The sequence below is a fragment of the Parasporobacterium paucivorans DSM 15970 genome (genome assembly GCF_900141895.1).
Taxonomy (GTDB): Bacteria; Bacillota; Clostridia; order Lachnospirales; family Lachnospiraceae; genus Parasporobacterium; species Parasporobacterium paucivorans.
The window spans coordinates 78,872-102,057 of the sequence record NZ_FQYT01000008.1; the positions used below are offsets into that span (position 1 = coordinate 78,872).

Annotated in this window: 21 protein-coding genes, 1 other RNA gene, 3 pseudogenes and 1 riboswitch; of the genes and pseudogenes, 6 read left to right on the forward strand and 19 right to left on the reverse strand. The window is 42.6% G+C overall.

Going from position 1 to position 23,186, the window contains the following annotated elements:
- Positions 1–5: 5 nt before the first annotated feature.
- The 14 genes from BUA79_RS04940 to BUA79_RS05005 all read right to left on the reverse strand — a co-directional run bounded on the left by BUA79_RS04940 (position 6) and on the right by BUA79_RS05005 (position 13,660).
- Positions 6–503, reverse strand: coding sequence for an NADH-quinone oxidoreductase subunit NuoE family protein (locus tag BUA79_RS04940; protein WP_073993260.1), 498 nt, complete (start codon positions 501–503; stop codon positions 6–8).
- 78 nt (positions 504–581) lie between these two features.
- Positions 582–2,669 (reverse strand): polyribonucleotide nucleotidyltransferase, encoded by a 2,088-nt coding sequence (locus BUA79_RS04945; RefSeq protein WP_073993261.1) that lies wholly within the window; start codon positions 2,667–2,669, stop codon positions 582–584.
- Positions 2,670–2,830: 161 nt separating this feature from the next.
- Positions 2,831–3,097: a 30S ribosomal protein S15 gene (gene rpsO, locus BUA79_RS04950; RefSeq protein WP_073993262.1), complete on the reverse strand. Its 267-nt coding sequence runs from the start codon at positions 3,095–3,097 to the stop codon at positions 2,831–2,833.
- A 116-nt stretch (positions 3,098–3,213) separates the two neighbouring features.
- Positions 3,214–4,140, reverse strand: coding sequence for a bifunctional riboflavin kinase/FAD synthetase (locus tag BUA79_RS04955; RefSeq protein ID WP_073993263.1), 927 nt, complete (start codon positions 4,138–4,140; stop codon positions 3,214–3,216).
- A gap of 16 nt (positions 4,141–4,156) precedes the next feature.
- A complete protein-coding gene (gene truB / locus BUA79_RS04960) occupies positions 4,157–5,059 on the reverse strand; it encodes a tRNA pseudouridine(55) synthase TruB (RefSeq protein ID WP_073993264.1) in 903 nt (300 codons plus the stop codon).
- Positions 5,034–6,008, reverse strand: a complete 975-nt coding sequence (locus BUA79_RS04965; protein ID WP_073993265.1) for a DHH family phosphoesterase — start codon at positions 6,006–6,008, stop codon at positions 5,034–5,036. Before BUA79_RS04965 ends, truB begins: the two co-directional genes overlap by 26 nt.
- Positions 5,992–6,357: a 30S ribosome-binding factor RbfA gene (gene rbfA / locus BUA79_RS04970; protein ID WP_073993266.1), complete on the reverse strand. Its 366-nt coding sequence runs from the start codon at positions 6,355–6,357 to the stop codon at positions 5,992–5,994. Before rbfA ends, BUA79_RS04965 begins: the two co-directional genes overlap by 17 nt.
- A gap of 23 nt (positions 6,358–6,380) precedes the next feature.
- Positions 6,381–9,176, reverse strand: coding sequence for a translation initiation factor IF-2 (gene infB / locus BUA79_RS04975; RefSeq protein WP_073993267.1), 2,796 nt, complete (start codon positions 9,174–9,176; stop codon positions 6,381–6,383).
- Between the two features lie 14 nt (positions 9,177–9,190).
- Complete coding sequence (locus tag BUA79_RS04980) at positions 9,191–9,505, reverse strand: L7Ae/L30e/S12e/Gadd45 family ribosomal protein (RefSeq protein ID WP_073993268.1); 315 nt, start codon at positions 9,503–9,505, stop codon at positions 9,191–9,193.
- Complete coding sequence (gene rnpM, locus BUA79_RS04985) at positions 9,498–9,773, reverse strand: RNase P modulator RnpM (RefSeq protein WP_073993269.1); 276 nt, start codon at positions 9,771–9,773, stop codon at positions 9,498–9,500. The genes BUA79_RS04980 and rnpM overlap by 8 nt, the downstream gene beginning before the upstream one ends.
- 27 nt (positions 9,774–9,800) lie before the next feature.
- Entirely contained in the window at positions 9,801–10,880 is a 1,080-nt protein-coding gene (nusA, locus tag BUA79_RS04990) for a transcription termination factor NusA (RefSeq protein ID WP_073993270.1), read from the reverse strand.
- Between the two features lie 22 nt (positions 10,881–10,902).
- Positions 10,903–11,364 carry a ribosome maturation factor RimP gene (locus BUA79_RS04995; RefSeq protein WP_242941642.1) on the reverse strand — a complete coding sequence of 154 codons (462 nt, stop codon included), beginning with the start codon at positions 11,362–11,364 and terminating at the stop codon, positions 10,903–10,905.
- 130 nt (positions 11,365–11,494) lie between these two features.
- Positions 11,495–12,961, reverse strand: coding sequence for a sensor histidine kinase (locus BUA79_RS05000; protein ID WP_073993271.1), 1,467 nt, complete (start codon positions 12,959–12,961; stop codon positions 11,495–11,497).
- A 21-nt stretch (positions 12,962–12,982) separates the two neighbouring features.
- Complete coding sequence (locus BUA79_RS05005) at positions 12,983–13,660, reverse strand: response regulator transcription factor (protein ID WP_073993272.1); 678 nt, start codon at positions 13,658–13,660, stop codon at positions 12,983–12,985.
- Between the two features lie 101 nt (positions 13,661–13,761).
- Between BUA79_RS05005 and BUA79_RS05010 the strand changes: the two genes are divergently transcribed.
- Positions 13,762–14,598 (forward strand): transglutaminase domain-containing protein, encoded by an 837-nt coding sequence (locus BUA79_RS05010; protein ID WP_073993273.1) that lies wholly within the window; start codon positions 13,762–13,764, stop codon positions 14,596–14,598.
- A gap of 2 nt (positions 14,599–14,600) precedes the next feature.
- Here BUA79_RS05010 and BUA79_RS05015 read toward each other — a convergent pair whose 3' ends face one another.
- From BUA79_RS05015 to BUA79_RS05025, 3 genes are read right to left on the reverse strand one after another with little or no spacing between them, the layout of a single operon-like run.
- Positions 14,601–14,849 (reverse strand): Smr/MutS family protein, encoded by a 249-nt coding sequence (locus tag BUA79_RS05015; RefSeq protein ID WP_073993274.1) that lies wholly within the window; start codon positions 14,847–14,849, stop codon positions 14,601–14,603.
- A 17-nt stretch (positions 14,850–14,866) separates the two neighbouring features.
- Positions 14,867–15,490, reverse strand: coding sequence for a DUF47 domain-containing protein (locus BUA79_RS05020; RefSeq protein WP_073993275.1), 624 nt, complete (start codon positions 15,488–15,490; stop codon positions 14,867–14,869).
- 17 nt (positions 15,491–15,507) lie between these two features.
- Positions 15,508–16,560, reverse strand: coding sequence for an inorganic phosphate transporter (locus BUA79_RS05025; RefSeq protein WP_073993276.1), 1,053 nt, complete (start codon positions 16,558–16,560; stop codon positions 15,508–15,510).
- 210 nt (positions 16,561–16,770) lie between these two features.
- Between BUA79_RS05025 and upp the strand changes: the two genes are divergently transcribed.
- Together upp and ssrA are read left to right on the forward strand one after the other, a co-directional pair.
- Positions 16,771–17,403, forward strand: coding sequence for a uracil phosphoribosyltransferase (gene upp, locus BUA79_RS05030; RefSeq protein ID WP_073993277.1), 633 nt, complete (start codon positions 16,771–16,773; stop codon positions 17,401–17,403).
- Positions 17,404–17,486: 83 nt separating this feature from the next.
- Positions 17,487–17,836, forward strand: a transfer-messenger RNA (tmRNA) gene (ssrA, locus tag BUA79_RS05035).
- 201 nt (positions 17,837–18,037) lie between these two features.
- On the opposite strand, the pseudogene BUA79_RS12710 reads toward ssrA, so the two are convergent.
- Positions 18,038–18,347, reverse strand: a pseudogene (locus BUA79_RS12710) (IS5/IS1182 family transposase); the annotation flags it as partial.
- A gap of 267 nt (positions 18,348–18,614) precedes the next feature.
- Entirely contained in the window at positions 18,615–20,192 is a 1,578-nt protein-coding gene (locus BUA79_RS05045) for an InlB B-repeat-containing protein (protein ID WP_073993279.1), read from the reverse strand.
- A gap of 177 nt (positions 20,193–20,369) precedes the next feature.
- Positions 20,370–20,455, reverse strand: a riboswitch (cyclic di-GMP riboswitch).
- Between the two features lie 507 nt (positions 20,456–20,962).
- Here BUA79_RS05045 and BUA79_RS05050 point away from each other — a divergent pair.
- The 3 genes and pseudogenes from BUA79_RS05050 to BUA79_RS05065 all read left to right on the forward strand — a co-directional run.
- Complete coding sequence (locus tag BUA79_RS05050; protein WP_094757316.1) at positions 20,963–21,973, forward strand: uroporphyrinogen decarboxylase family protein; 1,011 nt, start codon at positions 20,963–20,965, stop codon at positions 21,971–21,973.
- 234 nt (positions 21,974–22,207) lie between these two features.
- Positions 22,208–22,597: pseudogene (locus BUA79_RS12715) on the forward strand (IS66 family transposase).
- Positions 22,598–22,992: 395 nt separating this feature from the next.
- Positions 22,993–23,186 (forward strand): annotated as a pseudogene (locus tag BUA79_RS05065) (IS21 family transposase); the annotation flags it as partial.

Sequence of the window (23,186 nt, forward strand, 5' to 3'; positions counted from 1 at the left end):
GTGTTTTATTGATTTTCCGCTTTAAGATTGGAAATGATCTGTCTGATTTTTTCCTCATCCAGATCCCCATGTATTTCATCACCGATTTTAATAACCGGTCCAATATCACATGCTCCCACGCATTCGGTAAAGGAAAGTTTGAACTGTTTATCAGGAGTAGATTCTCCCATCTTTATACCCAGTATACGTTCCAGGATTTCAATGATCGTACCGGATTTTGTATAATAACAGGGAGCACTCGTACATACTTCTATCAGATTTCTGGCCTGTGGAGTGTCCTCAAGCATGGCATAGAAAGTAATGATATCAAATACGTGGGTGAGCGATATGCCAATTTCCTTTGCAACAAGACCGGCTGTTTCCTCGTCAATATAATTCATTTCCGATTGTGCCTGCAATTCCAGTAGAATTGCCAGCACATGTTCTCTGTCGGCACCTTTTGAATGGATGATTTTTAACTTTTCCTCTCTAGTCAGTCCGTGTTTTTTAATGCTGTCGTTCATCAAAACCTCCTGTTATTACACTTGTAATTTAAAAGCTCCTGCCTGCACCAGCAGGCAGGAGCTTTATTTTGCATCAGATTATTCTACATCTTTTATGCTGAAACTCATTCTGCCCATTTTATCTTTCCCAAGACATACAACCTTGACCTTGTCTCCAACGGAGAGCACATCCTCAACCTTTTCGACTCTGTCTTTTGAAATCTTAGATATATGAACCATACCTTCCTTGCCAGGGGCAAACTCAATGAATGCTCCAAATTCTTTGATGCTGACCACTGTACCCTCCAGAATATCCCCTGCCTTGAATTCCTTGACAATTGTCTGGATTATATTGATGGCCTCATCCATTCCTTCTTTTTCAACTCCGCAGACGGATACGGCTCCTTCATCGTTAATATCGATCTTCACGCCGGTTTTCTCAATAATGGCATTGATTACCTTGCCTCTTTGTCCTACAACTTCACCGATTTTAGAAGGATCAATCTGAATCTGAACGATTTTCGGAGCATACTTGCCTACTTCAGGTCTTGGTTGCGCAATAACCGGATTCATGACTTCATGAAGGATATATGTTCTTGCTTCCTTTGTCCTGTGTATAGCTTCTTCGATGATTGGACGTGTCAGTCCATGAATCTTTATGTCCATCTGGATGGCGGTAATACCTGTATCCGTTCCGGCCACTTTGAAGTCCATGTCGCCGAAGAAATCTTCAAGCCCCTGAATATCAGTCAGAACAAGGTAGTCATCGTCCGTATCACCTGTAACGAGTCCGGCAGAGATTCCGGCAACCGGTGCTTTGATAGGAACTCCTGCCGCCATAAGGGACATGGAAGAAGCACATACACTCGCCTGGGAAGTAGAGCCGTTGGATTCAAAAGTTTCCGATACGGTTCTTATTGCATATGGGAAATCCGCTTCCGATGGAAGGACTGGAATCAATGCATTTTCTGCCAGGGCTCCGTGTCCAATTTCTCTTCTGCCCGGTCCTCTGGATGGTTTTGTTTCACCAACCGAGTAAGATGGAAAATTATAATGATGCATATAGCGTTTTGATGTTTCACTTTCATCCAGGCCATCGATTCTCTGTGCCGCAGATAAAGGTCCCAGTGTAGTCGCCGTCATAATCTGGGTCTGTCCCCTTGTAAACATGGCGGAACCGTGTACCCTTGGGAGAAAATCAACTTCGGCTGCAAGATGCCTTATTTCATCGACTGCTCTTCCGTCAGGACGTTTCTGGTCTTTAAGTATCATTTTTCTGACTGTCTTTTTCTGGTACTTATAAATTGCTTCATCCACAGCTCCAAGCCAGTCTTCATGGCTTTCCGCAAAGGCTTCCTTTATTCTGGTCTTGATGGATCTGATATTGTCATCTCTGATCTGCTTAACATCTGTGAATACAGCCTCTTCCATTTCCTGGGAAGGCACGAGTTCCTTGATGGCATCCATCATTCCTTCCGGAATGAGGTGTCTGCTGTATTCATGTTTTTCTTTACCGCACTCTGCAACAATTTTTTCAAAAAAGGCAATAATCTGTCGGTTCAAGCCGTCTGCTGCATATATGGCCTCAATCATTTTGTCTTCCGGCACTTCGTTTGCACTGGCTTCTATCATGATCACCTTATCTTTTGTGGATGCAACGGTCAGCTCCATGTCAGATGCTGCCTTCTGCTCTGCCGTCGGATTGAACACAAACACACCATCAACCATACCCACCTGGGTAGCTGCAATGGGTCCGTCAAAAGGGATATCCGATATTGCAGTTGAAATTGCTGATCCAAGCATAGCAGTCAGCTCCGGGCTGCAATCCTGGTCCACTGACATCACCAGGTTGCTGATTGTAACATCATTCCTGTAATCATCAGGGAAAAGAGGTCTCATTGGTCTGTCGATCACCCTCGAAGTGAGGACAGCATTCGTGGATGCCTTTCCTTCCCTCTTGTTGAATCCTCCGGGAACCTTACCAACGGAATACATTTTTTCTTCATATTCCACACTTAAAGGGAAGAAATCTATCCCTTCCCTGGGTTTTTCAGAAGAAGTAGTAGTCGACAATACTACCGTATCGCCGTAATGCATGAGTGCTGCACCGTTTGCCTGTCCTGCTACTCTGCCGATATCAATTGAAAGTGTCCTTCCGGCAAGCTCCATACTATAAGTTTTATACATATTTGTTCCTCCTCGTTCTTACAGAAGCCTCCGAAACTACTGAAAAATACACCATTTTCATCATGTTCTTTTCAGCGGTCTCGGCTATCCACTTCTGCAGATATTTTTATATAACAATAGACTTAACGCCTGGGCGCCAAGTCTATTAAGTTAAACAAACGTTATTTTCTGATACCTAAACGCTCAATCAATACACGATAACTTTCAACATCGTTTCTCTTCAGGTAATCAAGTAATCCTCTTCTCTGTCCAACAAGCTTAAGAAGACCTCTTCTGGAATGATGATCTTTTTTGTGGATTTTCAAATGCTCTGTAAGTTCAGTAATTCTTGCTGTCAAAATGGCGATCTGAACTTCCGGTGAACCTGTGTCGCCGGGCTTTCTTCCGTAATCGTTAATCAATTCTGCTTTTTTTTCTTTTGCTATCATATTTGTTTCCTCCTAATATTTTATTCACCATGTTCATCAGAATCAGGTCGGAGTTTCCAGAATCCGAGAATAGGCAAAATCTACAGTGTGAGTATATCACAGGGGCTATTTTTTGTCTAGTTGTTAATTCCTCTGATGGCTTCCCTGCAACGCTCAATATCGAGTAAAATCTGATTTTTCAAAGTATTCACATTGTCAAACTTCTTCTCTGGTCTGATAAATTCCAGAAACTGCACTTCGATAATTTTTCCATACAGATTCCCTTCAAAATCAAGCAGATGCGTCTCCACTCCCCTTACCATTTCATCAGAAACCGTGGGCTTGCAGCCAACATTCGTTATACCATCATGGCTTTTCCCTTCAATGATTGTCCGTGTCGCATAGACGCCATCCGGGGGCAGAATCTTATTCCTGGGCGGAAGCAGGTTTAGTGTCGGTGAACCCAGCATTCTTCCAAGCTGGTTTCCATATACAACCCGTCCGATTACCGTGAAGGGATATCCCAGCATTTCATTTGCCTTTTTTAGATTTCCTTCAATCAGTTCCCTTTTGATTAATGTACTGCTGATTTCCCGGTCTCCGTCCCTCTCCAGTTCCAGCACGATCGTATCAAAGCCATAGCGCGAGCCCAGTTCCTTTAATAGTTCTGTGTCTCCGTGCCGATTGTGTCCAAATCGAAAATCACTGCCGCACACCAGACTTTTGACCCCAAGGGACTTTACCAGGATTTCACTCACAAAATCCTCCGGTTCCATTTTGGCAGTTTCCATATCAAATGGAAATTCAATCAGAACATCAACACCGTTTTCTTCGTGGAATATCCTTCTTTCGTCTCTGGTCAGAAGATAGACAGGTTTATCCCCGCAGATCAAGCTGACCGGCGGCATATCAAACGTGAATACCACAGAAAGACATCCTTTTTTCTTCTCTTCTGCAAGAACGGCCAGAAGTTTTCTGTGCCCTTTATGGAGCCCGTCAAATTTACCCAGAGTAATGGCAGTATCCGTTAATGAAAATTCCTTTGTACCGGTAATATATTCCATACATTCTCCTCATCACCTAAAACATCTTCACGCATTTATATAGCTGCATTGCATCGTCAAACGCATACAATGCATGAAAATCTCCTGTCTCGTCGTATACCCTTACGGTTTGGGAGCCTTCCTTCGAAATTGAGTTGAAATATTCTTCTTTAAGTACGTTTCCGTTCAGAAGCATGTTCAAATAAGAATTCGAAATCACAGCATCAGAATATTGTTCAAACATCTTATCGATTGGAATGATAAAAGAGTCCAGCTCACTGCAGCCGGCAAGAGCTTCAACGTCTGCAAGCCGAAGACTGTCTTTCAGCTGAAAACTTCCAGCCTTCGTCCGCACAAGACTTTCCATACATCCATAACAACCAAGTTTTTCTCCAATATCATTGCAGAGTGTCCTGATGTAGGTCCCTTTAGAGCACTCCACGGAAAACTCGACCCTGGGCAGCTGGATCGAATGTATTTCAATGGAGTAGATGTGAATCCGTCTGGCTTCCCTCTGGATTGTAATTCCCTGTCTGGCCAAATCGCAGAGTTTTTTCCCTCCAACCTTCAAAGCCGAGTACATCGGCGGAATCTGGTCGTATTCTCCCAGAAAGGAGAGAATTGCCTCTCTGACCTTTTCCTGCGTAAGCGCAAGTTCCATGGCACTTATATCAATCTGGTTCAGAATATTTCCCGTAATATCCTGGGTATCCGTCTGGATTCCCAGCAACAGCACGGCTTCATACACTTTATCCTTATCCGTCAATAAATCACATAACTTTGTAGCTTTCCCGAGGCACACCGGGAGCACCCCCTCCGCATCCGGATCAAGGGTACCTGTATGTCCGATCTTCTTCTGTTTCAGTATCCCCCTGAGCTTAGCAACAACGTCATGGGAAGTATACCCTTTTTCTTTATATACGTTCAGAATTCCATTCATAAGATAATTCTCCGGCTATAACACCTAATATTTTTCTGATGGCAAAATCCGCCGGTCCTTTCAGGGAGCAGCCTGCAGCCCTTACGTGGCCTCCGCCTCCGAATTGTTGCGCCACCTTGTTCACATCCAGGTACTCACTGGATCTCAGGCTGGCCTTAAATGTTCCATCCTCCAGCTCATAAACAAACAGGGCACACTCCACCCCCGTTGTGTTTCTGAGCTGTTCCACGATTCCATCCAAATCGGAGCTGTTCACCCCGTATTGGTCCATGATATCCCTGGTAACCAGAGAATAGATGCATATATCGCCAAAAACCAGTTTTGAATCCAACAGGGCTCGTCCCATGATTCTGTTCTGCTTGTATGTAGAAGCATAAAAACTATTGTCGATGATTTTTGTAAAATCAATTCCATAGCTTATAAGCTTACCAGCAATGTTCATGGTTTTCTGAGAAGTATTCGAATATTTGAACACCCCGCTGTCAAAGATAATCCCTGTATAAAGACATGTCGCCATATCCTTGTTCAACCTGTCCGGATCCAGCAGACCATAAAGAACTTCGGCTGTGGAGCTCGCATCAGGAATCAGAATATTTTCTTCTGCAAATAATTCGTTGCTTATATGATGGTCGACCGCAAGGGTCGCAGAAGCACCCGCGAAATATTTCACAGACTTCCCCATACGCTCATGATCGCTTGTATCCAGAACTATGAATATATCAAAATCTGATTCGTCCCCATAAGACGAATCCACAGACTCCGCTCCCGGCAGAAACAAAAATTTTTGCGGCAGTGGTTCCAGATACAGCTTCACAAAAATCTCCGGATAGTTCACTCTTATATAATTATATAATCCGAGACAGGAACCGGCGCAGTCACCATCCGGTCTGATATGACCAGTGATGCCTACGCTGTTTTTTCCTGCCAGGATATCATCTATCCTGCCCATCACCAATCACCTCATCAATCAGTTTGGACATTCTTGTACCATATTCAATGGACTGGTCCATTACAAATGAAATTTCCGGTGTGTTTCTTAAATTGACATTGGAGGCCAGCTGTCTTCTGATATATCCAACCGCACTCCTGAGGCCGGCCAGCGTGTTCTTCTGCTCTTCCTCGTTTCCTAAAACACTGATGAATACCTTGCAGTGTTTCAGGTCTGTGGTTACCTCAACAGCGACAACGCTTGTAAGGGGATGGATCCGGGGATCCTTTATCTGCGTCCGGATAATATTGCTGAGTTCCCTCTGTATTTCCATATTTGTTCGTGTATGTTTTACAGAATTTTTTCTCACCGGTAAACCTTCCTTTCAAAAACTTATCTTGGAATTTCTTCCATCTCAAAGGCTTCAACCTGGTCATCTTCCCTGATATCATTATACTTTTCAAGGACAAATCCAAATTCGTAGCCGTCTCTCACTTCCTTGACATCGTCTTTAAATCGTTTCAGGGATGCAAGCTTTCCTTCATATACGACTACATTATCTCTTAACAGACGTACGGAACAGTCTCTTTTCAATATACCGTCCGTCACGTACGCACCAGCAATGGTACCAACGCCGGATGCCTTGAAAGTCTGACGAACCAATGCATGACCGATTACTTTCTCCTGGAATACAGGATCCAGCATACCTTTCATTGCAGCCTCAACATCATCTAAAGCGTTATAAATGACTCTGTACAGTCTTACGTTTACTTTTTCTTTATCTGCAATTTCTTTTGCAGTGTGGTCTGGTCTGACATTGAATCCGATGATGATTGCATTGGATGCGGAAGCCAGGATTACATCAGATTCATTGATTGCTCCAACGCCTCCATGGATAACCTTAACCACAACTTCTTCATTCGACAATTTCAGAAGACTCTGTTTCAGCGCCTCAACGGATCCCTGTACGTCACCTTTAATAATGATGTTCAGTTCTTTTACGTCACCGGCCTGTATCTGGGTGAACAGATCCTCCAAAGATAACTTCGCTTTGGTCTGCTCTATAAGTCTTTCACGGCCTTCAGAAATAAAGGTTTCCGCAAAGCGCCTTGCGTCCTTGTCATTATCTGTTGCCACGAAGATATCGCCTGCATTCGGAACGTTATCCAGTCCAAGAATTTCCACTGGCGTAGATGGACCTGCTGACCTGATTTTTCTGGCTTTATCATCCGTCATCGCCCTGACTTTTCCATAGCTGGAGCCAACGGCAATGTGGTCGCCCACCTTAAGTGTTCCTTTTTGAACAAGAAGAGTCGCGATAGGTCCTTTTCCTTTGTCCAGACGGGCTTCAATAACAAGACCTCTGGCTTTTCTATCCGGATTTTCTTTGAGTTCACCAACCTCTGCTGTTAAAAGGATCATTTCAAGCAGAGTTCCGATGCCTTCTTTTGTGTGTGCAGAAACAGGTACAAATATAGTATCGCCACCCCAGTCTTCCGGAATCAGTTCGTACTCGGTAAGTTCCTGTTTTACTCTCTCAATATTGGCACTAGGCTTGTCTATTTTATTAATTGCAACGATAATAGGTATCTTTGCAGCCTTTGCATGGTTTATTGCCTCAACGGTCTGAGGCATGACACCATCATCCGCTGCCACAACGAGAATGGCAATATCGGTAGACATAGCCCCTCTCATACGCATGGATGTAAACGCCTCGTGTCCTGGTGTGTCAAGGAATGTGATCTTTTCCCCTTTAATGTCTACGACATAGGCTCCAATGTGCTGTGTGATTCCGCCGGCTTCTCCTGAAATAACATTTTCCTTACGAATAGCGTCCAGAAGGGAAGTCTTGCCATGATCGACATGACCCATAACACACACAACCGGTGGTCTTGGCTTTAAGGTAGACGCATCTTCCTCTTCCTCTTTGAGGAGCTCTTCAATGACGTCGATTTTCTCTTCCAACTCACAAATAACATCGTATTCCATTGCAATTTCTTCTGCAAGCGCAAAATCGATCTCCTGGTTGATTGTTACGACTTTCCCCTGAAGAAACAATTTCTTTACGAGAGCCGAGGAGTTGACCTTCAATTTATCAGCGAGTTCCTTTATTGTAAGTGATTCCGGGATTATAATGACTTTAATTGTCTCTTCTTTTGGCTTTTCCGCCATAGGAGCACTAGAGCGCTGATTATATCTGCCCCCTTGGTTTGGTCTTCTTCCCTGATTCGGTCTGTTTCCCTGGTTTGGTCTGTTGCTCTGAGCCGGCTTGTTGCCTTGGGCTGGTCTGCCTGCCTGAGCCGGTCTGCCTGCCTGGGCTGGTCTGCCTGCCTGAGCTGGTCTGTTATCCTGAGTCGGTCTGCCTGCCTGAGCTGGTCTGTTTGCCTGGGCTGGCCTGTTTGCCTGAGCCGGTCTGTTATCCTGAGCCGGTCTGCCTGCCTGTGCCGGCCTGTTTGCCTGAGCTGGCCTGTTTGCCTGGCCTGGCCTGTTATCCTGAGCCGGTCTGCCTGCCTGTGCCGGCCTGTTTGCCTGAGCTGGCCTGTTTGCCTGACCTGGCCTGTTATCCTGAGCCGGTCTGCCTGCCTGAGCTGGTCTGTTGGTCTGGGCTGGCCTGTTTGTCTGGGCTGGCCTGTTATCCTGAGCCGGTCTGCCTGCCTGAGCTGGTCTGCTGGCCTGAGCCAGTCTGCCTGCCTGAGCCGTTTCTGTGGACTTCTGATATTCGCCCGTCTTCCTATTATCTGAAAAACTTCTGTCTGTACTCTTCTTTTCTTCCATTCTACCAGTTTCTGACGGTTTTTCCACGTGTCTATTATCCATCGATTTATTATCCGCAGCCTGGGCTGCGACAGGTCTTCTCTCGCCCTGTTTTGCTGCAGGATGTTCCTGACGTGTTTGCGTATCTCTTGCCGGCTGTACGCCTGACTGGTTTCTGTCTGTATTGAAATTTCTGTTCGGACTGGTCTTCATACCGCTGTTCTGAGGATGATATACCTTTGAGATTCTGCTTGCTTTGGGTTTTTCCTGCTCTTGCGGAGCAGCAAGCGTCTTCCTGATAAGGGCAATTTCCTCGTCAGAAATAGTGCTCATATGGCTCTTTGCTTCTATGTTATGGTCGGTCAGCACCTTTATTATATCTTTACTGTCTTTATTTATTTCTTTCGCGAGTTCATGTATTCTTATTTTCACCATTCATTTTCCTCCATTTACTTCATATCTGTCTTATCCTTTAACAGTTTCTTAATTGCGTTGGCTATCCCGGCATCCGTAACCGCTACGGAAGAACGGAACTGTTTTCCAATGCAATGCCCCAGTTCGTTTTTGGTCGCATAAAAAATCATCGGCACGTTATAATGAATACATTTATTTGTAAACAGCTTCTTCGTATTGTCTGAAGCATCCTCTGCGACTATTACCAGAAACGCCTTGCCTTCTGTAATAGATTTTTCCACTGAAAACTCCCCGCTTGAGGCTCTTCCGGCTTTGGCCGCAAGTCCCAGCATTGATAATATTTTATCCATGGCTCTCTTTCAGCTCCTCTTTCAGTCTCTCAAAGATTTCCTGTGAGATTTTTGTCTTAAGGGATCTCTCGAGTCCTCTGTTTTTCATTGCTTTATTCAGGCACTCCTCGGATTTACAGATATATGCGCCTCTGCCATTCTTCTTTCCGGAAAGGTCAATCAATATTTCATCCTCGGAGGTTTTTATTACTCTGATCATTTCTTTCTTGGATTTCATCTGTCCGCATCCGGTGCATTGCCTTAATGGTATTTTTTTTGTAGTACTCATTTCGAGCTCCTTTCCGGTAACGGCAGCTTACTCTTCTACATATGAGTCATCTTCATCGTCGAATTCTCCAAGCTCTCCTGCCTGTGTTTCACTTTTGATATCTATCTTAAATCCGGTAAGTTTTGCAGCCAGTCTTGCATTCTGTCCCTCTTTGCCAATGGCCAGAGACAACTGGTAATCCGGTACTACCACGCCAGCCTTCTTCTCTTCATCATCCGCAACGACATATACAACTTTAGCCGGACTCAAGGCATTTTCTATCAGTTCCGCAGGATTTTCACTCCAATTGACGATATCGATCTTTTCGCCTCTGAGTTCACTTACGATAGCGTTAACTCTCGTTCCGTTGACTCCGACACATGCTCCGACAGCATCCACGTCCGGATTGTTTGACCAGACAGCAATCTTGGTCCTGGAACCTGGTTCTCTTGCAATACTTTTGATCTCAACCGTTCCGTCCTTCACTTCTGTTACTTCCGCCTCAAAAAGTCTCTTGACCAGATCAGGATGTGTTCTTGACACCATGATTTTGGGTCCCTTTGTTGAGCTTTTCACTTCCAGGATGTAGAGTTTTACGCGTTCGTTCGGTTTAAGGACTTCACCCTTGACCTGTTCATTTTCAGCCAGCACTGCATCAGCCTTGCCAAGATTGATGCTGATGTTCTTGCCATAAAACCTTTGCACAATTCCGGTAACAACATCTTTTTCCTTGCCGTAGAATTCATCATAAATGACTTTCTTTTCTTCTTCTCTGATTGTCTGAAGAATGACGTTTTTCGCATTCTGAGTTGCTATGCGTCCAAATTCCTTTGATTTTATCCGGATATTCACTATGTCGCCGACATTGTAATCAATGTCGATTTTCTTAGCATCTTCCAGACTGATCTCCGTTGAATCGTCCTCAACTGTATCAGCAACTGTTTTTTCAGCAAAGATAAGAAAATCCCCATTAACAGGATCTATCTCTACCTTGACATTTTCTGTTTTTCCATAGTGGTTCTTGTAAGCAGCCACCAAAGAATTTTTTATAGCCTCTAAAAGGACTTCTTTGCTGATGTCCTTTTCTTTTTCAAGAACATTTAAAGCTTCCATCAATTCATTATTCATCTTTTTATCATCCTCCTAACAATCAAAAATCAAATGCGAGTCTTATAAGAGCGATTTCCGCTCTTTTAAATTCGATGCTACGGTCTTCGGTCTCAATAGTCACTGTCTCTTTGCTGTATTCCTTCAAAACGCCCCTGAATTCCTTTTTTTTCTCAAATTGGTTGTAGAGCCGCAGTTCCACTTCCTTACCCAGGTTGCGTTGAAAATCCTTATCTTTTTTCAATGGCCGGGACAGTCCGGGAGAACTTACCTCAAGAATGAAAGCTTCTTTAATGAAATCATCATTATCCAGCATCTCGCTCAATGTCCTGCTTACAATCTCACAGTCATCGATTGTGATTCCTCCCTGTTTGTCGATATAGAGCCGCAGAAAATAGTTTCCGGCTTCTTTTACATACTCGACATCAACCAGTTCAAAATTCTTTTCCTGTAAAAACGGTGATATCATCTGCTCCGTTCTTGCTTCATATTCTTTCCTAGACAAGTATATCTCTCCTTCCGTCCTAACGGACCCACACTACATAGAAAGAGTGGACCTGCGCCCACTCCGTAATAAACAATCTGATTCAACAGATAGAGTATAACACTAATAAATTTTGAATGCAAGGAATATTTTAGCTTTCCGCATCCAGTTCAAACCAGAATACTACGCCATCTCTGACATTTTCAACACCATACCCTTTGTTCAGGGAATCCTGGACAGCCTTTACAATGGACAGTCCGATTCCGCTGCCTCCATATTCCCTGGTCCTGGCTTTATCAACCTTGTAAAACTTATCCCAGATTTTCCCTATGTCCTCCTGCGGGATGTTTTTTCCTGTATTATAGACACTTACCCTGACAACTTTCTCCAGCTGCTCCACGTCGATTCGTATTACCATTTCCCCTTCCACATGGTGCAGTGCATTGCTCAGGTAGTTGGCAATGACCTGCTCTGTCAGAAATTCATCTGACCAGACATACACTGGTTTTCTATCATCAAAATATACCGTGACATTTTTCTGCTTGATCAGTATGCTTGAATTATTCAGGCTGCCGCAAATCAGGGAAACTACATCAAACCTTTCCATATATAAGAGATTTTTTCCGGACTCAATCTGGTTGAGTGCGAGAAGCTTCTTCACGATATTATTCATCTTGACTGCCTCATCCATAATAACATCACAATAGAAGTCACGGCTGCCCTCATCTTCATTCACGCTTTCCTTCAATCCTTCCGCATATCCCTGAATCAGCGCAATAGGAGTTTTCAGCTCATGAGAAACATTGGACAGGAACTCCTTGCGTATCTCGTCCATTTCCGACTTTTTCTCCAGATCCCTCTTCAATTCATTGTTGGCTGTCTTTAATTCGGATATTGTTTTTTCCAGTTTTTCAGACAGTTGATTGATACTGCTGCCCAGAGCACCTAATTCATCATCTTCCTGCCCCTTATAACGGATTCCGAATTCCAGGTTCGACATCCTGCGTGCAATGCCGGACAGTTCCAGAATCGGTTTCGTAAAATGCCTGGAAATAGACAGCATTATCACATAATCAATAAAAATAAGCATCAGCCCCACATAACTGAAGAACTTATTGGAGATATCAACGCTTTCCTGAACGCTGTCATATGACATCCGCACTATGAAATATCTCTGCTGGCCAAGTATCCCCCACATTTCCAGATAAGAGGATCCTGAGATTTTTTCTGTGGTTGTCTGAATAACATATTTTTCATTTTCTTCTAAAACGGATACGTCATTGGATTTTCCAAGAAAAATAATTTCCTGAAGACGGGCCGCCAGAATCTCATTTGCTCCATAGTTGAACTTTTCAACTCCGGCTGCATCCGTCACGAGCAGGCTGACCCCGTAGGATTCGCATAATCTTGTCATGTAATTCCGGCTGGACACGTCAACCTCAGTATTCTCGTCAAAAAACTGGCTGATACTGGTATATAGATTAACCAGATCCTGCCGCTTCTCATTCCGGTAATATCCTTCCAGGAAGACTGTATTGATGGCAAAATACACGAGAAATGTACCCGATACAAAGACGAGGAGAAGTACTGCCAGTTTTATTCTTATAGACGATTTCATTATCAGGCGGCCTCCATTCCTCTATTCTTCATATTTGTAGCCCATGCCCCAGATTGTTTTAATGCGGGCGCCTTCCTCTCCCAGCTTGCTTCTGATTTTTTTAACATGGGTATCGATGGTTCTCGCATCCCCAAAATAATCATAATTCCAAACATTATTTAATATTTTTTCCCGGGAAAGGGCAATATTTTTGTTTTCTATAAAATACGTAAGAAGCTCAAATTCCTTATAACTTAGATCGATATTCTCACCATCTACGCTCACGATATGAGCGTCTTTATCAATGACTATTCTGCCGGATCGGATTGTACCGGTCTCTCCCACAGTTTTGCTTCTTCGCAGGATGGCGTCAATCCTTGCCACCAGAATTTTGGGACTAAAAGGCTTGGAAATATATTCATCGACTCCCAGCTTAAACCCAAGCAGCTCATCCTGTTCATCAGATTTGGCAGTCAGCATGATTACCGGAACCTCCGAGTGCTTCCGGATTTCCGTACAGACCTGCCATCCATCCATTTTTGGCATCATCACATCAAGTATGATCAGAGCAGTATCTGCGTTCTGATTAAAAATTTCCAGAGCTTCTTCCCCGTCCGCCGCCTCCAATACAATATAGCCGCTTTTGACCAGAAAATCCCTGACAAGTTTTCTCATTCTGCTTTCATCATCCACTACCAGAATTTTCAGATTATTATTCATTATTATTTCCTCCGGGCCATTTACAACAACTTATATAACCTTGACACAAGCTGTCTTTATAGTTACACTATACCTAAATATATACGGAGTTACAATAAATAATGAAAAAGAAATCCATCTTCAGTTTTCTGGTTATCATAATTGCTGCTCTTGTCGTCCTGTTTACGCATACTCCCTCACCGATAGAAAAACCAATGGGAGAGAGAGAATTATACCTTTCTTATATAACTTCCATTATAGAAGAAAATATCGACGATTCCATGTCCGATTATGAAAAGGCAAAAACTATCCATGATTATATAATAATAAATACCGATTACGACACCTCGGACAACCTTAACGATTCTGCCTTTTCTCCGGAAGGGGTGTTCGTATATGGCACTGCCGTGTGCCAGGGATACGCCGAGTCCTATATGCTTATCCTAAATGAGCTGGGAATAGACTGCAAACTTGTCACCGGCACTGCGAACGGTATAGTACATGCATGGAACGTAGTTAAAATTGATGGGGAATGGTACAATGTTGATGTAACGTGGGATGACCCCATCGTCAGCGGCGAAGTGGTCAGCGGAACCGGTAATCTGAGTTATGCATATTTCATGAAGCCAGACGCCGTCCTGTATACAGATCACACTGCTTCTTCCTCCCCGCCCGCATGTACCTCCGATAAGTATCTGTATATTGAGCAATATTACGGAATCCCCTATGTAATCCTGGATTCAGTCGATCAGATACCGGAAGTTTTTTCTTCATATTACGAATCCGGAATACGAAGCCTCACAATGTATTTTCCGGAGGACGCAGACCCAGCTGAAAATGGACTCCTCTCCTCATTAGGGCAGGATTTGAACCGACACAGTACACAGGGAATCCCAGTACATTATTACCCTACACTCAGATATTTTGATTATTCTTATATCACCATTTTTACGGAATAATGCTAAAACAATTCACGAAGGACTAAATCAGTTGTGCCCTGATTTAGTCCTATTTCAATTCGTATCACTTTTGGATTATTCCTGTAAGTCTTTAATATCATCTGCTTCAGGCTGGTTCCCCCGTGGTACCCATGGATCAGCCTGAGCCTGTAGATATCTTTTTTAGCAGACTTCAATCTGCTGTCAATAAATGTCTTTGCCTGGAAAGAATTCATCCCATGAAGATCCAGCTCCACGATCCCGTTATTCACTGTTTTTTCCTCCTGAACTAACTGTTTTTCATAACAATTGATTCGAGGATATCAGCAGCATTTTCACAGCAATCAAAACATTTTTCCAGGTAATCATAGATATCCGTCCACACCATCAGCTCAATCGGATCTTTTATGGTTTTGAACATATTGCGGACCGTGCTGTAATATAACTTGTCTCCATCCTCTTCCAAATGGTTGACTTCAATAATCTTATCCTTTAAAATCAGCGATTTTTTATATCGAGGAAATTCCTCAATTGCAATCTTCAGGGCATCACAGCATTTAATTATCAGGTTGACAAAATCGATTACATCCGGCTTCAATTCCTTCACATTAAACATATGCAACTTAATCAGAACATCTTCAATGGCATCCGTTATATTGTCAATTTCCTGGGAAAGGTTCACTATGTCTTCCCTCTCAATCGGCGGAAGAAATTCTTTCGTTAGTGCGGTAATCATATCATGCTTTTTCAAGTCCGCTTCATGTTCAATCGAATGGATTTCTTTAATCCTGTCTTCAATCTTGGATTCATCAAAATCTACAATTGTTTCCTGGAGAAATTTTGCACATCTGCAGGAGGAATCAACCAATTCAATAAATCCATCAAAATAGTTGTAATTTTTTTTGTTTTTCATATTCTACATAATTCCTTTCAAAAAATTCTCATAAACAACAGTGTCATCAGATATCCAATCAGACCACATCCCGGGAATGTAAGTATCCATGTCAGTACCATTTCCTTCACAGTCCCCCAGTTCACCGACGACAGTCTCTTTGAAGCACCCACCCCCATAATCGCCGTGGTCTTCGTATGGGTCGTACTTACGGGCATTCCGGTTGTTGAAGAAATAAACATACATAATGTCGCCGCCAGGTCTGCAGCAAACCCCTGGTACCTTCTAAGTTTGACCATGCCCATACCAACAGATTTGATAATCTTGTATCCGCCGATTGAAGTTCCTATGCCCATAACCAATGAGCACACAATCATCAGCCATATTGGAATCTCAAAAGACGAAGCATCTCCGACTCCATTCGCCAGGAATATCCCCAACATAAATATTCCCATGAATTTCTGTCCGTCCTGGGCACCATGCATGAAAGCCGTACCGGCGGCCGTAACAATCTGACCATTTTTGAAGAAACCTCTGGTCTTGGAATTCTCCATATCTTTAGCAGTAAATTCAATGATTCGCGTGATTATAAATCCCAGTCCGAATCCAAGAAAAGTTGAAATCACAAGTCCATAAACAACCTTCATCCACTCATGAGGATTAATTCCGCTAAAACCTCCCTGCAACGCGATCGCCGCACCGGATATTCCAGCAATCAGTGCATGGCTTTCACTAGTGGGTATACCAAACACCCAGGCTCCGACTGCCCATACAACAATCGCAATCATAGCGGCACACAAAGCTATCAGTGCATCATGAGAATCGCCTCCAAAATCTACCATTTTATAGATTGTCTGGGCAACCTTTGCATTCACCATCGTCATAAACAAAACGCCTAGAAAATTAAAAACCGCCGCCATCATTATTGCATGTTTTGGATGTAAACATCTGGTAGCCACACAGGTAGCAATTGCATTAGGTGCATCGGTCCACCCATTTACCAGAATGACTCCCAAGGTTAAGACTACGGTAACCAGAAGAGGCATATTAGTAAATACCTGCGCAAGAAAGTCCGTTAGTGTTATTGTCATCCTTATCCTCCCATAGTTATATGTTTTTTATATAATAATTTTTATTTTCAATACAGTTTGTATAATAACACTAATTTAAAATTAAATAAACATGAATTTCCTTGAAAAATGAAATGATATTTACTATAATATGTAGGATGTCAATATCTACAAAAAGATAACTTCTACCTGACACAGGTTTTCGTTAAATTCAAGGAAGGAATACGGCTTATGAATGATAATATATTTATACTCGACCACCCGTTAATCCAGCACAAAATCACAATGATGAGGGTGCGGTCCACTGGCACCAACGAATTCAGGAGGCTGACTGATGAAGTCGCAATCCTCATGGGATACGAGGCACTCCGGGATCTCCCTTTGAAAAACATTGATATTGAGACACCTCTCCAGAAGTGTTCGGCTCCTGTTCTTGCCGGCAAGAAACTTGCCATCGTCCCTATCTTAAGAGCCGGCCTTGGAATGGTAAACGGATTGCTCAGCCTGGTTCCTTCAGCAAAGGTGGGCCATATCGGTCTCTACAGGGATCATATTACTCACGAACCCCACGAATACTACTGCAAACTTCCGGACAGCATCGAAGAACGAACAATCGTGGTGCTGGACCCAATGCTGGCAACTGGAGGTTCCGCTTGTACAGCCATTGATTTCATCAAGCAGCAGGGTGGAAAACACATCAAATTCATGGCTATCATTGCAGCACCGGAAGGTCTTAAGAAATTAGCCGATGCGCACCCTGATATTCAGATTTATTGTGGCCACCTTGATGAATGTTTAAATGATGAATGCTATATCTGTCCAGGTCTTGGAGACGCTGGTGACAGAATTTTCGGCACCATATAACAAATACCATTCTGCTGCCTCTTGACAATTATGTAAACTTAATGTATGATGATTCTAAAGTACGCAACAGTAATTCCCGATTCGGGGTTGTACTGGTTTCGACGGGGTTTTAGAAGTTAAGGTAGCCACCCGCGGTTTGGGTCCGCGTCACCAATCCAAACACTAAAATAAACGCAAACAATAATAAATTAGCGTACGCTGCCTAGTGGCAGCTGTCGTCCTTAAGCTTCTCGCTGCTTAAGAGTTCGGCATAAAATTTTGCGGGGCACTTTGTTTCCAAAGCTTTGAGGGAATAAAAGAACTATGAAGCTACTGAAACCTTAAGCCTGTCATTAGGCGTCTGGTAGAGGGAATGTCAATATAATGACTGTGGTGGGAGAAGCTTTAATGGAAGAGATTTCGGACAGGGGTTCGATTCCCCTCAGCTCCATTGGAATTTCATAGATGATATGAACGATAGAAGTGCTTTAAACTCAATGTTTCCATGGGTTTAGAGCACTTTTTTGGTTGATTTTATAACGCGTGAAATTTCAAATAATATCGCATAATACCATATTTATACCATATTTTCCGTAACTTAGTTGGTCAAATAGTTGGTCATTTTTATATGCATTCCAGCAACGCAACCGCTTGTATCGGAAGTGCTTGCTTTGGTTTCCTTTTCCTGTGCACTCCCTCCTGAGAAAGCGGGAGGTTATCATCACTTTTATCTTTTAAGAGCTTTTTCCCGTAGGATTCATGGTTTTTGTTTATTTCCTTTTTGAGCAGTTCTTCATAAAACAGGTTTTCTTCCCTTGCAATCCGTTTCTGCATCTTTTTGCTGTTGGCACAGGCTTATACTTGCGTTGCATCTACGAATACTTCGCGTGATCAACAAACTTCAGCTTCTGACATTCCTCAAGAATCCAGCTGAAAATCTGCTCGAACAGCTCCGTATCTTTAAATCATTTTGATTCCATACAGACGCTGTATAAATGATGTTCCAGTCGATCGCTTTATTTAAATCCAGAGAAGATGATTCTGTGTCATCATAATCATTCGCACCGCCTGTATTTGATGATACTATTATATCAAAAAAGCTTTAAAGTCTTGTGAATACTGACTTTTATGGCTCTTTAACGAGAAAAGTCCGAGGCTTTTACCTCGGACTTTATCTACAGTCTGAAACCTGTACACGCTAAAATCGTGTACAGGTTTTTTCATAGCTTCTATTAGCGGATTGAAAATATTCTGCGGACAGAATAGAATCCAGCAATGAGGGCTACAAGAAGCATGAGTATGCAAGGAATTATATTGGCGGTATCACCGGTGTTTACAGGGGCTGTTTCCGATGAAGCAAGAGGAAGCCACCTTGCATAAAGCGTCGTGTCAGAGCTTACCGTATCCGTTGTGAAATTCCAAACCTGTGTGAAGGCAGTATCTTTATACCAGCCGCCGAACTGGTAGCCGGTCCGGGCAGGCGCAGCGGAAAGGCTGAAGGTGCTCCCATATCCAATCCCCTGTACGGGTTCCAGTGTATTTCCGCCATTGGTGTTGAAATTTACAGAAAAGGTCTGCTGTATCCATTTTGCATAAATGTTTGTATCCGCCGTTACAGTGTCCGTGCCAAACGTCCAGGGAAGCGTCAGCTCCGCATCTTTATACCATCCGGCAAAGGTATATCCTGTTTTCGTCGGGTCTTCTGGTTTTGAAACGGTATTTCCGGATGGCAGGTCGGTGACAGAATCTACCGCAGAACCTCCGTTACTGACGAATGTCACGTCATAGATTTCTATTACATTCATGTCTCTTGAAACGGAAGATGAAATAGCTCCATCACTGTCCTGTGCATATATCGTAACGGTGTGGGTTCCTGTGGATATCTCGGATGGAACCAGCATTTCTGCAGAAAACGCTCCCGGTGCATCATCGAAAGTGTACGCCAGGACAGGCTCTCCTTCATCGATAGCATAGTATATCCTAGAATTAACTGAATTTTCGTAATCAGAAACGGCTCCGTTAAATTCATAGCCTCCCCCTTTGACAACATCCCCAAAGGAAGTTTCAGGAGCGGTAACCGCGATTGAAGGGGCTTTGTTTACATTTCCTACACCCATCAGGACGGAAAGAGTCATGCTTTCGCCGGGGGCGATAATTCTATCTTTCCATGAAAAAGCCATTCCGCTGTCTGTTCCTGTTAATGAGGGGGATGAAACCTGAGTAAATGTAGAGGGATAATTATCCCAATATACACCATACCAGTATGTATCCACGTCCGTCACGCCGTATGCATTCTTGCCTATGAAATTAAATTGGGCAGAATTGCCGTCTGTCATATAGAAACCAGACCAGTCGTCAAAACTGTAGATCGGTGCATAATCGTTGCCACCTATTTTGACATCAGAATAAGAACCCAATGAGACGGTCTGAGGGTTTTCTGAAAGATTGCGGACAACATACTGTATTTTTACATATCTTCCATTATTTACCAGGGATAGGTTCTGGGTAATCCCTGTCATGTCATTGTTATAAAGTTTTTCTGCACCATTTTGCAAATAGTTTAATTCATAGGATGTTCCATCTACTAATAAACGAGTTCCGTAACCGTAATTTCCATATGTAGTTTGAATCCACTGTCCATCGACATTGCCCTGGATATTGAACGAACCTTCTATATTTGTCCAGTATTGCATATAGCTGCTCTGTTCGTTGTCTGCAGCAAAAACTTCTGTAACGTTTGTCAGCAGTAACGTGAGCGTTAGACATACTGAAAATATTGTTCCTATAAATTTCCCGATTATTTTCTTCATAAATTCCTCCGTTTATTCGTGATGTTAAAATTCAATGTCCGTTACATGCATAATCAATTCACAAAATATTGCCTTCTTCTGTCCCGCGAAACTAGTAAACTCCCTTCATAATAGTCATCAATATCCTCACAAAAACAAAAAAAGCAATCATAATCACTGTGTATCCACAGTGATTATAATTGCAACTTTACGGTCATAGCGAAAATCGCCTTAGACTAATAGCTTTGCGTCGCCAATTTTCATTGGCTTTGCCAAATATTGAATTGTGAATTCATTATATACTATAGGCAGAGAAATATCAACATTGGGTGCCTGGCATGTGTTTTTTTCGAGCTTATTGAAGGTAGAAATTCACTGTCTGCACTGAATAAAAAAAGTAGTGAAAATCTATGCAATACAAGAAATCCTTGATTATCTAACTGTTGATTTTATTACTACTTTTCATATGATTTATCCTAACATCATTTTGAATATTACAGAAGCTCCTGATTCTATTGTATTAGAAAAATTGAAGAGCAAATGGAACGATGATTAAATGATCCGTCAAAAATCATAAAAGCATAAAAAGCGGTAAGCTTCTAATGGATAAAGTGATCAAAAAAAGTGCCTGCGCCGCCCGAATAAAATCTCCATTTTCATAAGTGACATTTTCATAGTACGAATCATACAAAGTGCAAGAAAAAGCAGAAACAATTATTGTATTCTCAATACATTTAAAGATAGGACTATAACGAATATAATGGATTTAAAATATAAGGAGGTACTGTTACATGAGTACAACAATGAAAGAAAATTTTTTGAGACTTATGAGAAATGACAATCCTAAATGGCTAGGTGATCCCTGGGATTGTTTTAATGAAAACAAATTTTTCAGACCTGCCCTTTTTGATGGGGGAACAATTTCCTGGAATCCGGCAACTCCCGGAGCAAAAGGACATGTAGATGCCTGGGGTGTACTTTGGGACTGGCCATTCGATCAGCCGGGTGCAACTCCGCATGTAACAAATGAAAATGCAGTGGTAAAAGATATTACTCAATGGGATAAATACTTAAATTTTCCAGATCTCAACAAAATTGACTGGACTGGTTTTGATCAGCAGGCAGCACATCTGGATCGTGAAAACAAACTGGTCATGGTGGCAAACTTTACCGGGATGTTTGAATTTAGTCATGTGATAATGCCTTTTAATGAAGCATTATGTAATTATTTAGAAGAACCGGAGGCAATGTTTGAAATGCTTTCTGCATACACAGACTGGAAAATCAAAGCAGTTGCAATGAGCATTGAACATTCAAAACCTGACATGATTCACTTCCATGATGATTGGGGTACTAAGAAATCCTTATTTCTTTCTCCTGAAATATGGAGAAAAGCGATTAAACCTCATTATGAAAGATTATATGGATTTGTCAAGAGCAAGGGTGTATTGATTCAGCATCATTCTGACTGTTATAACGAACCGCTCGCAAGAGATATGGTGGATTTAGGTATTGATATGTGGCAGGGAGCAATTCCGCAGAACAATATCAAAAAAATGATTGAAGAAACTGAAGGAAAACTTTGTGTAATGGGTGGAATGGATATGCAGCTTATTGATCTCCCTGACGCCCCGGAACAAGTAATCCGCAATGAAGTTAGAAGAGCAATAGATGAATATGTACCTTTAGGAAGCTTTATTCCGTGTGTTGCAAATGTATTCCCAATTCATAAAAATGTTGAAGAGATCATCAACGACGAGTTGAGAACTTATGGGGCTGAATACGCCGCAAAACATTTTTAAGGAACTATTCTGTTTCCATAAACTTAATTTTTAAATGAATTTTTAAGCATTCTTCTCTGTTGGATAGTAAACGAATAGTTTTGGGGTATTTTCCAAAACTTATTTCCGGATCCTTAAGCGGTAAATAATCGGCACCTCGCTCCTAGTTAATTTTTTGAAATAATAATCCATAGCTTTAAAAAACTACAAGTTTTTCGGAGGCTGCTGTCACGAACACCAAATAATACAAATGCGATTCCTATGTATCGTCTGGAACAGGAATTAGCCCGCAATGATGTCCACATCTCACGTCAAGTCATGGCAAACTGGACTATCTTGTGTGCAGAGCGGTATCTCTCCTTGCTGTGGAATTATTTCCACGACCAGTTGCATAAATGCTCTGTAATCCAAGCAGATGAAGCTCCCGCTTTAGTGAACAAGGATGGGCGTAAAGCCGGTTCAAAAAAATTTATGTAGGTGCACTGGATCGGAAAAATGTATGGTGCACCACCCATTTTACTTTATGAATGCCAGAAGACCCGTAATTCCAGCCATCCCCGGGGATTCCTGAAACAGTACAAGGGAACCTGTGTCACAGATGGCTATCAGGTCACCATTCTCTTGGAAACGAACGGGACATTCTGAAGCCCTACGGGTATTTTGGACATCCGCTTACTGAAATCCCCAAACATCAGGAGGATACCAGTCTGGATTTCATAAAAGAACTGCTTCCATGGGCCGAGTCGCTTCCTGAGGACTTCCACAAAACAATAGCTAATAAACAATCAAGTATTTGCCGCCAGCAATGGCGGCATTCTTTGTCAAGGTACACATGGACTGCAGTTTACTTGATTAGGACGTCAAGATAATCTCTGTCGCTTTTAACCTGGGTATTCCGATTGAATAGTGCACGCTTTTCGCTTTTTCGGTGCACCTGTTTCCGGTAAATCAGTGCAGGTGATTCCGATTGCCAGTGCATTCCTCTATAATAAGTTCATACACATGTAAATGTGTAAATACTATTATGGAGGTCGATAATCATGGTGAATTATCGAGATATTATCAGGCTCAAGAGCCTGGACTACAGCAACGTAAGCGTTGCGAGCAGTAGCGGCAGTTCCAGAAATACCGTTGCCGAGGTATGGAAACTGGCACAGGATATAAATCTGGGCTGGCCGATACCGGATACCCTTACTGATAAGGACATCGGACTGATCCTATATCCGGATCGTGG

What these genes read in the sequence shown, in the direction of transcription:
- rnpM (WP_073993269.1), bottom strand. Translation starts at nt 9,773, where the DNA reads ATGAGTACTACAAAAAAAATACCATTAAGGCAATGCACCGGATGCGGA.
- BUA79_RS04945 (WP_073993261.1), bottom strand. Translation starts at nt 2,669, where the DNA reads ATGTATAAAACTTATAGTATGGAGCTTGCCGGAAGGACACTTTCAATT.
- BUA79_RS05010 (WP_073993273.1), top strand. Translation starts at nt 13,762, where the DNA reads ATGAAAAAGAAATCCATCTTCAGTTTTCTGGTTATCATAATTGCTGCT.
- BUA79_RS05045 (WP_073993279.1), bottom strand. Translation starts at nt 20,192, where the DNA reads ATGAAGAAAATAATCGGGAAATTTATAGGAACAATATTTTCAGTATGT.
- truB (WP_073993264.1), bottom strand. Translation starts at nt 5,059, where the DNA reads ATGAATGGAATTCTGAACGTATATAAAGAAAAAGGGTATACTTCCCAT.
- BUA79_RS05005 (WP_073993272.1), bottom strand. Translation starts at nt 13,660, where the DNA reads ATGAATAATAATCTGAAAATTCTGGTAGTGGATGATGAAAGCAGAATG.
- rpsO (WP_073993262.1), bottom strand. Translation starts at nt 3,097, where the DNA reads ATGATAGCAAAAGAAAAAAAAGCAGAATTGATTAACGATTACGGAAGA.
- BUA79_RS05020 (WP_073993275.1), bottom strand. Translation starts at nt 15,490, where the DNA reads ATGAAAAACAAAAAAAATTACAACTATTTTGATGGATTTATTGAATTG.
- infB (WP_073993267.1), bottom strand. Translation starts at nt 9,176, where the DNA reads ATGGTGAAAATAAGAATACATGAACTCGCGAAAGAAATAAATAAAGAC.
- nusA (WP_073993270.1), bottom strand. Translation starts at nt 10,880, where the DNA reads ATGAATAATGAATTGATGGAAGCTTTAAATGTTCTTGAAAAAGAAAAG.
- BUA79_RS05025 (WP_073993276.1), bottom strand. Translation starts at nt 16,560, where the DNA reads ATGACAATAACACTAACGGACTTTCTTGCGCAGGTATTTACTAATATG.
- BUA79_RS05000 (WP_073993271.1), bottom strand. Translation starts at nt 12,961, where the DNA reads ATGAAATCGTCTATAAGAATAAAACTGGCAGTACTTCTCCTCGTCTTT.
- BUA79_RS04980 (WP_073993268.1), bottom strand. Translation starts at nt 9,505, where the DNA reads ATGGATAAAATATTATCAATGCTGGGACTTGCGGCCAAAGCCGGAAGA.
- BUA79_RS04955 (WP_073993263.1), bottom strand. Translation starts at nt 4,140, where the DNA reads ATGGAATATATTACCGGTACAAAGGAATTTTCATTAACGGATACTGCC.
- BUA79_RS05050 (WP_094757316.1), top strand. Translation starts at nt 20,963, where the DNA reads ATGAGTACAACAATGAAAGAAAATTTTTTGAGACTTATGAGAAATGAC.
- BUA79_RS04940 (WP_073993260.1), bottom strand. Translation starts at nt 503, where the DNA reads ATGAACGACAGCATTAAAAAACACGGACTGACTAGAGAGGAAAAGTTA.
- BUA79_RS04965 (WP_073993265.1), bottom strand. Translation starts at nt 6,008, where the DNA reads ATGGGCAGGATAGATGATATCCTGGCAGGAAAAAACAGCGTAGGCATC.
- upp (WP_073993277.1), top strand. Translation starts at nt 16,771, where the DNA reads ATGAATGATAATATATTTATACTCGACCACCCGTTAATCCAGCACAAA.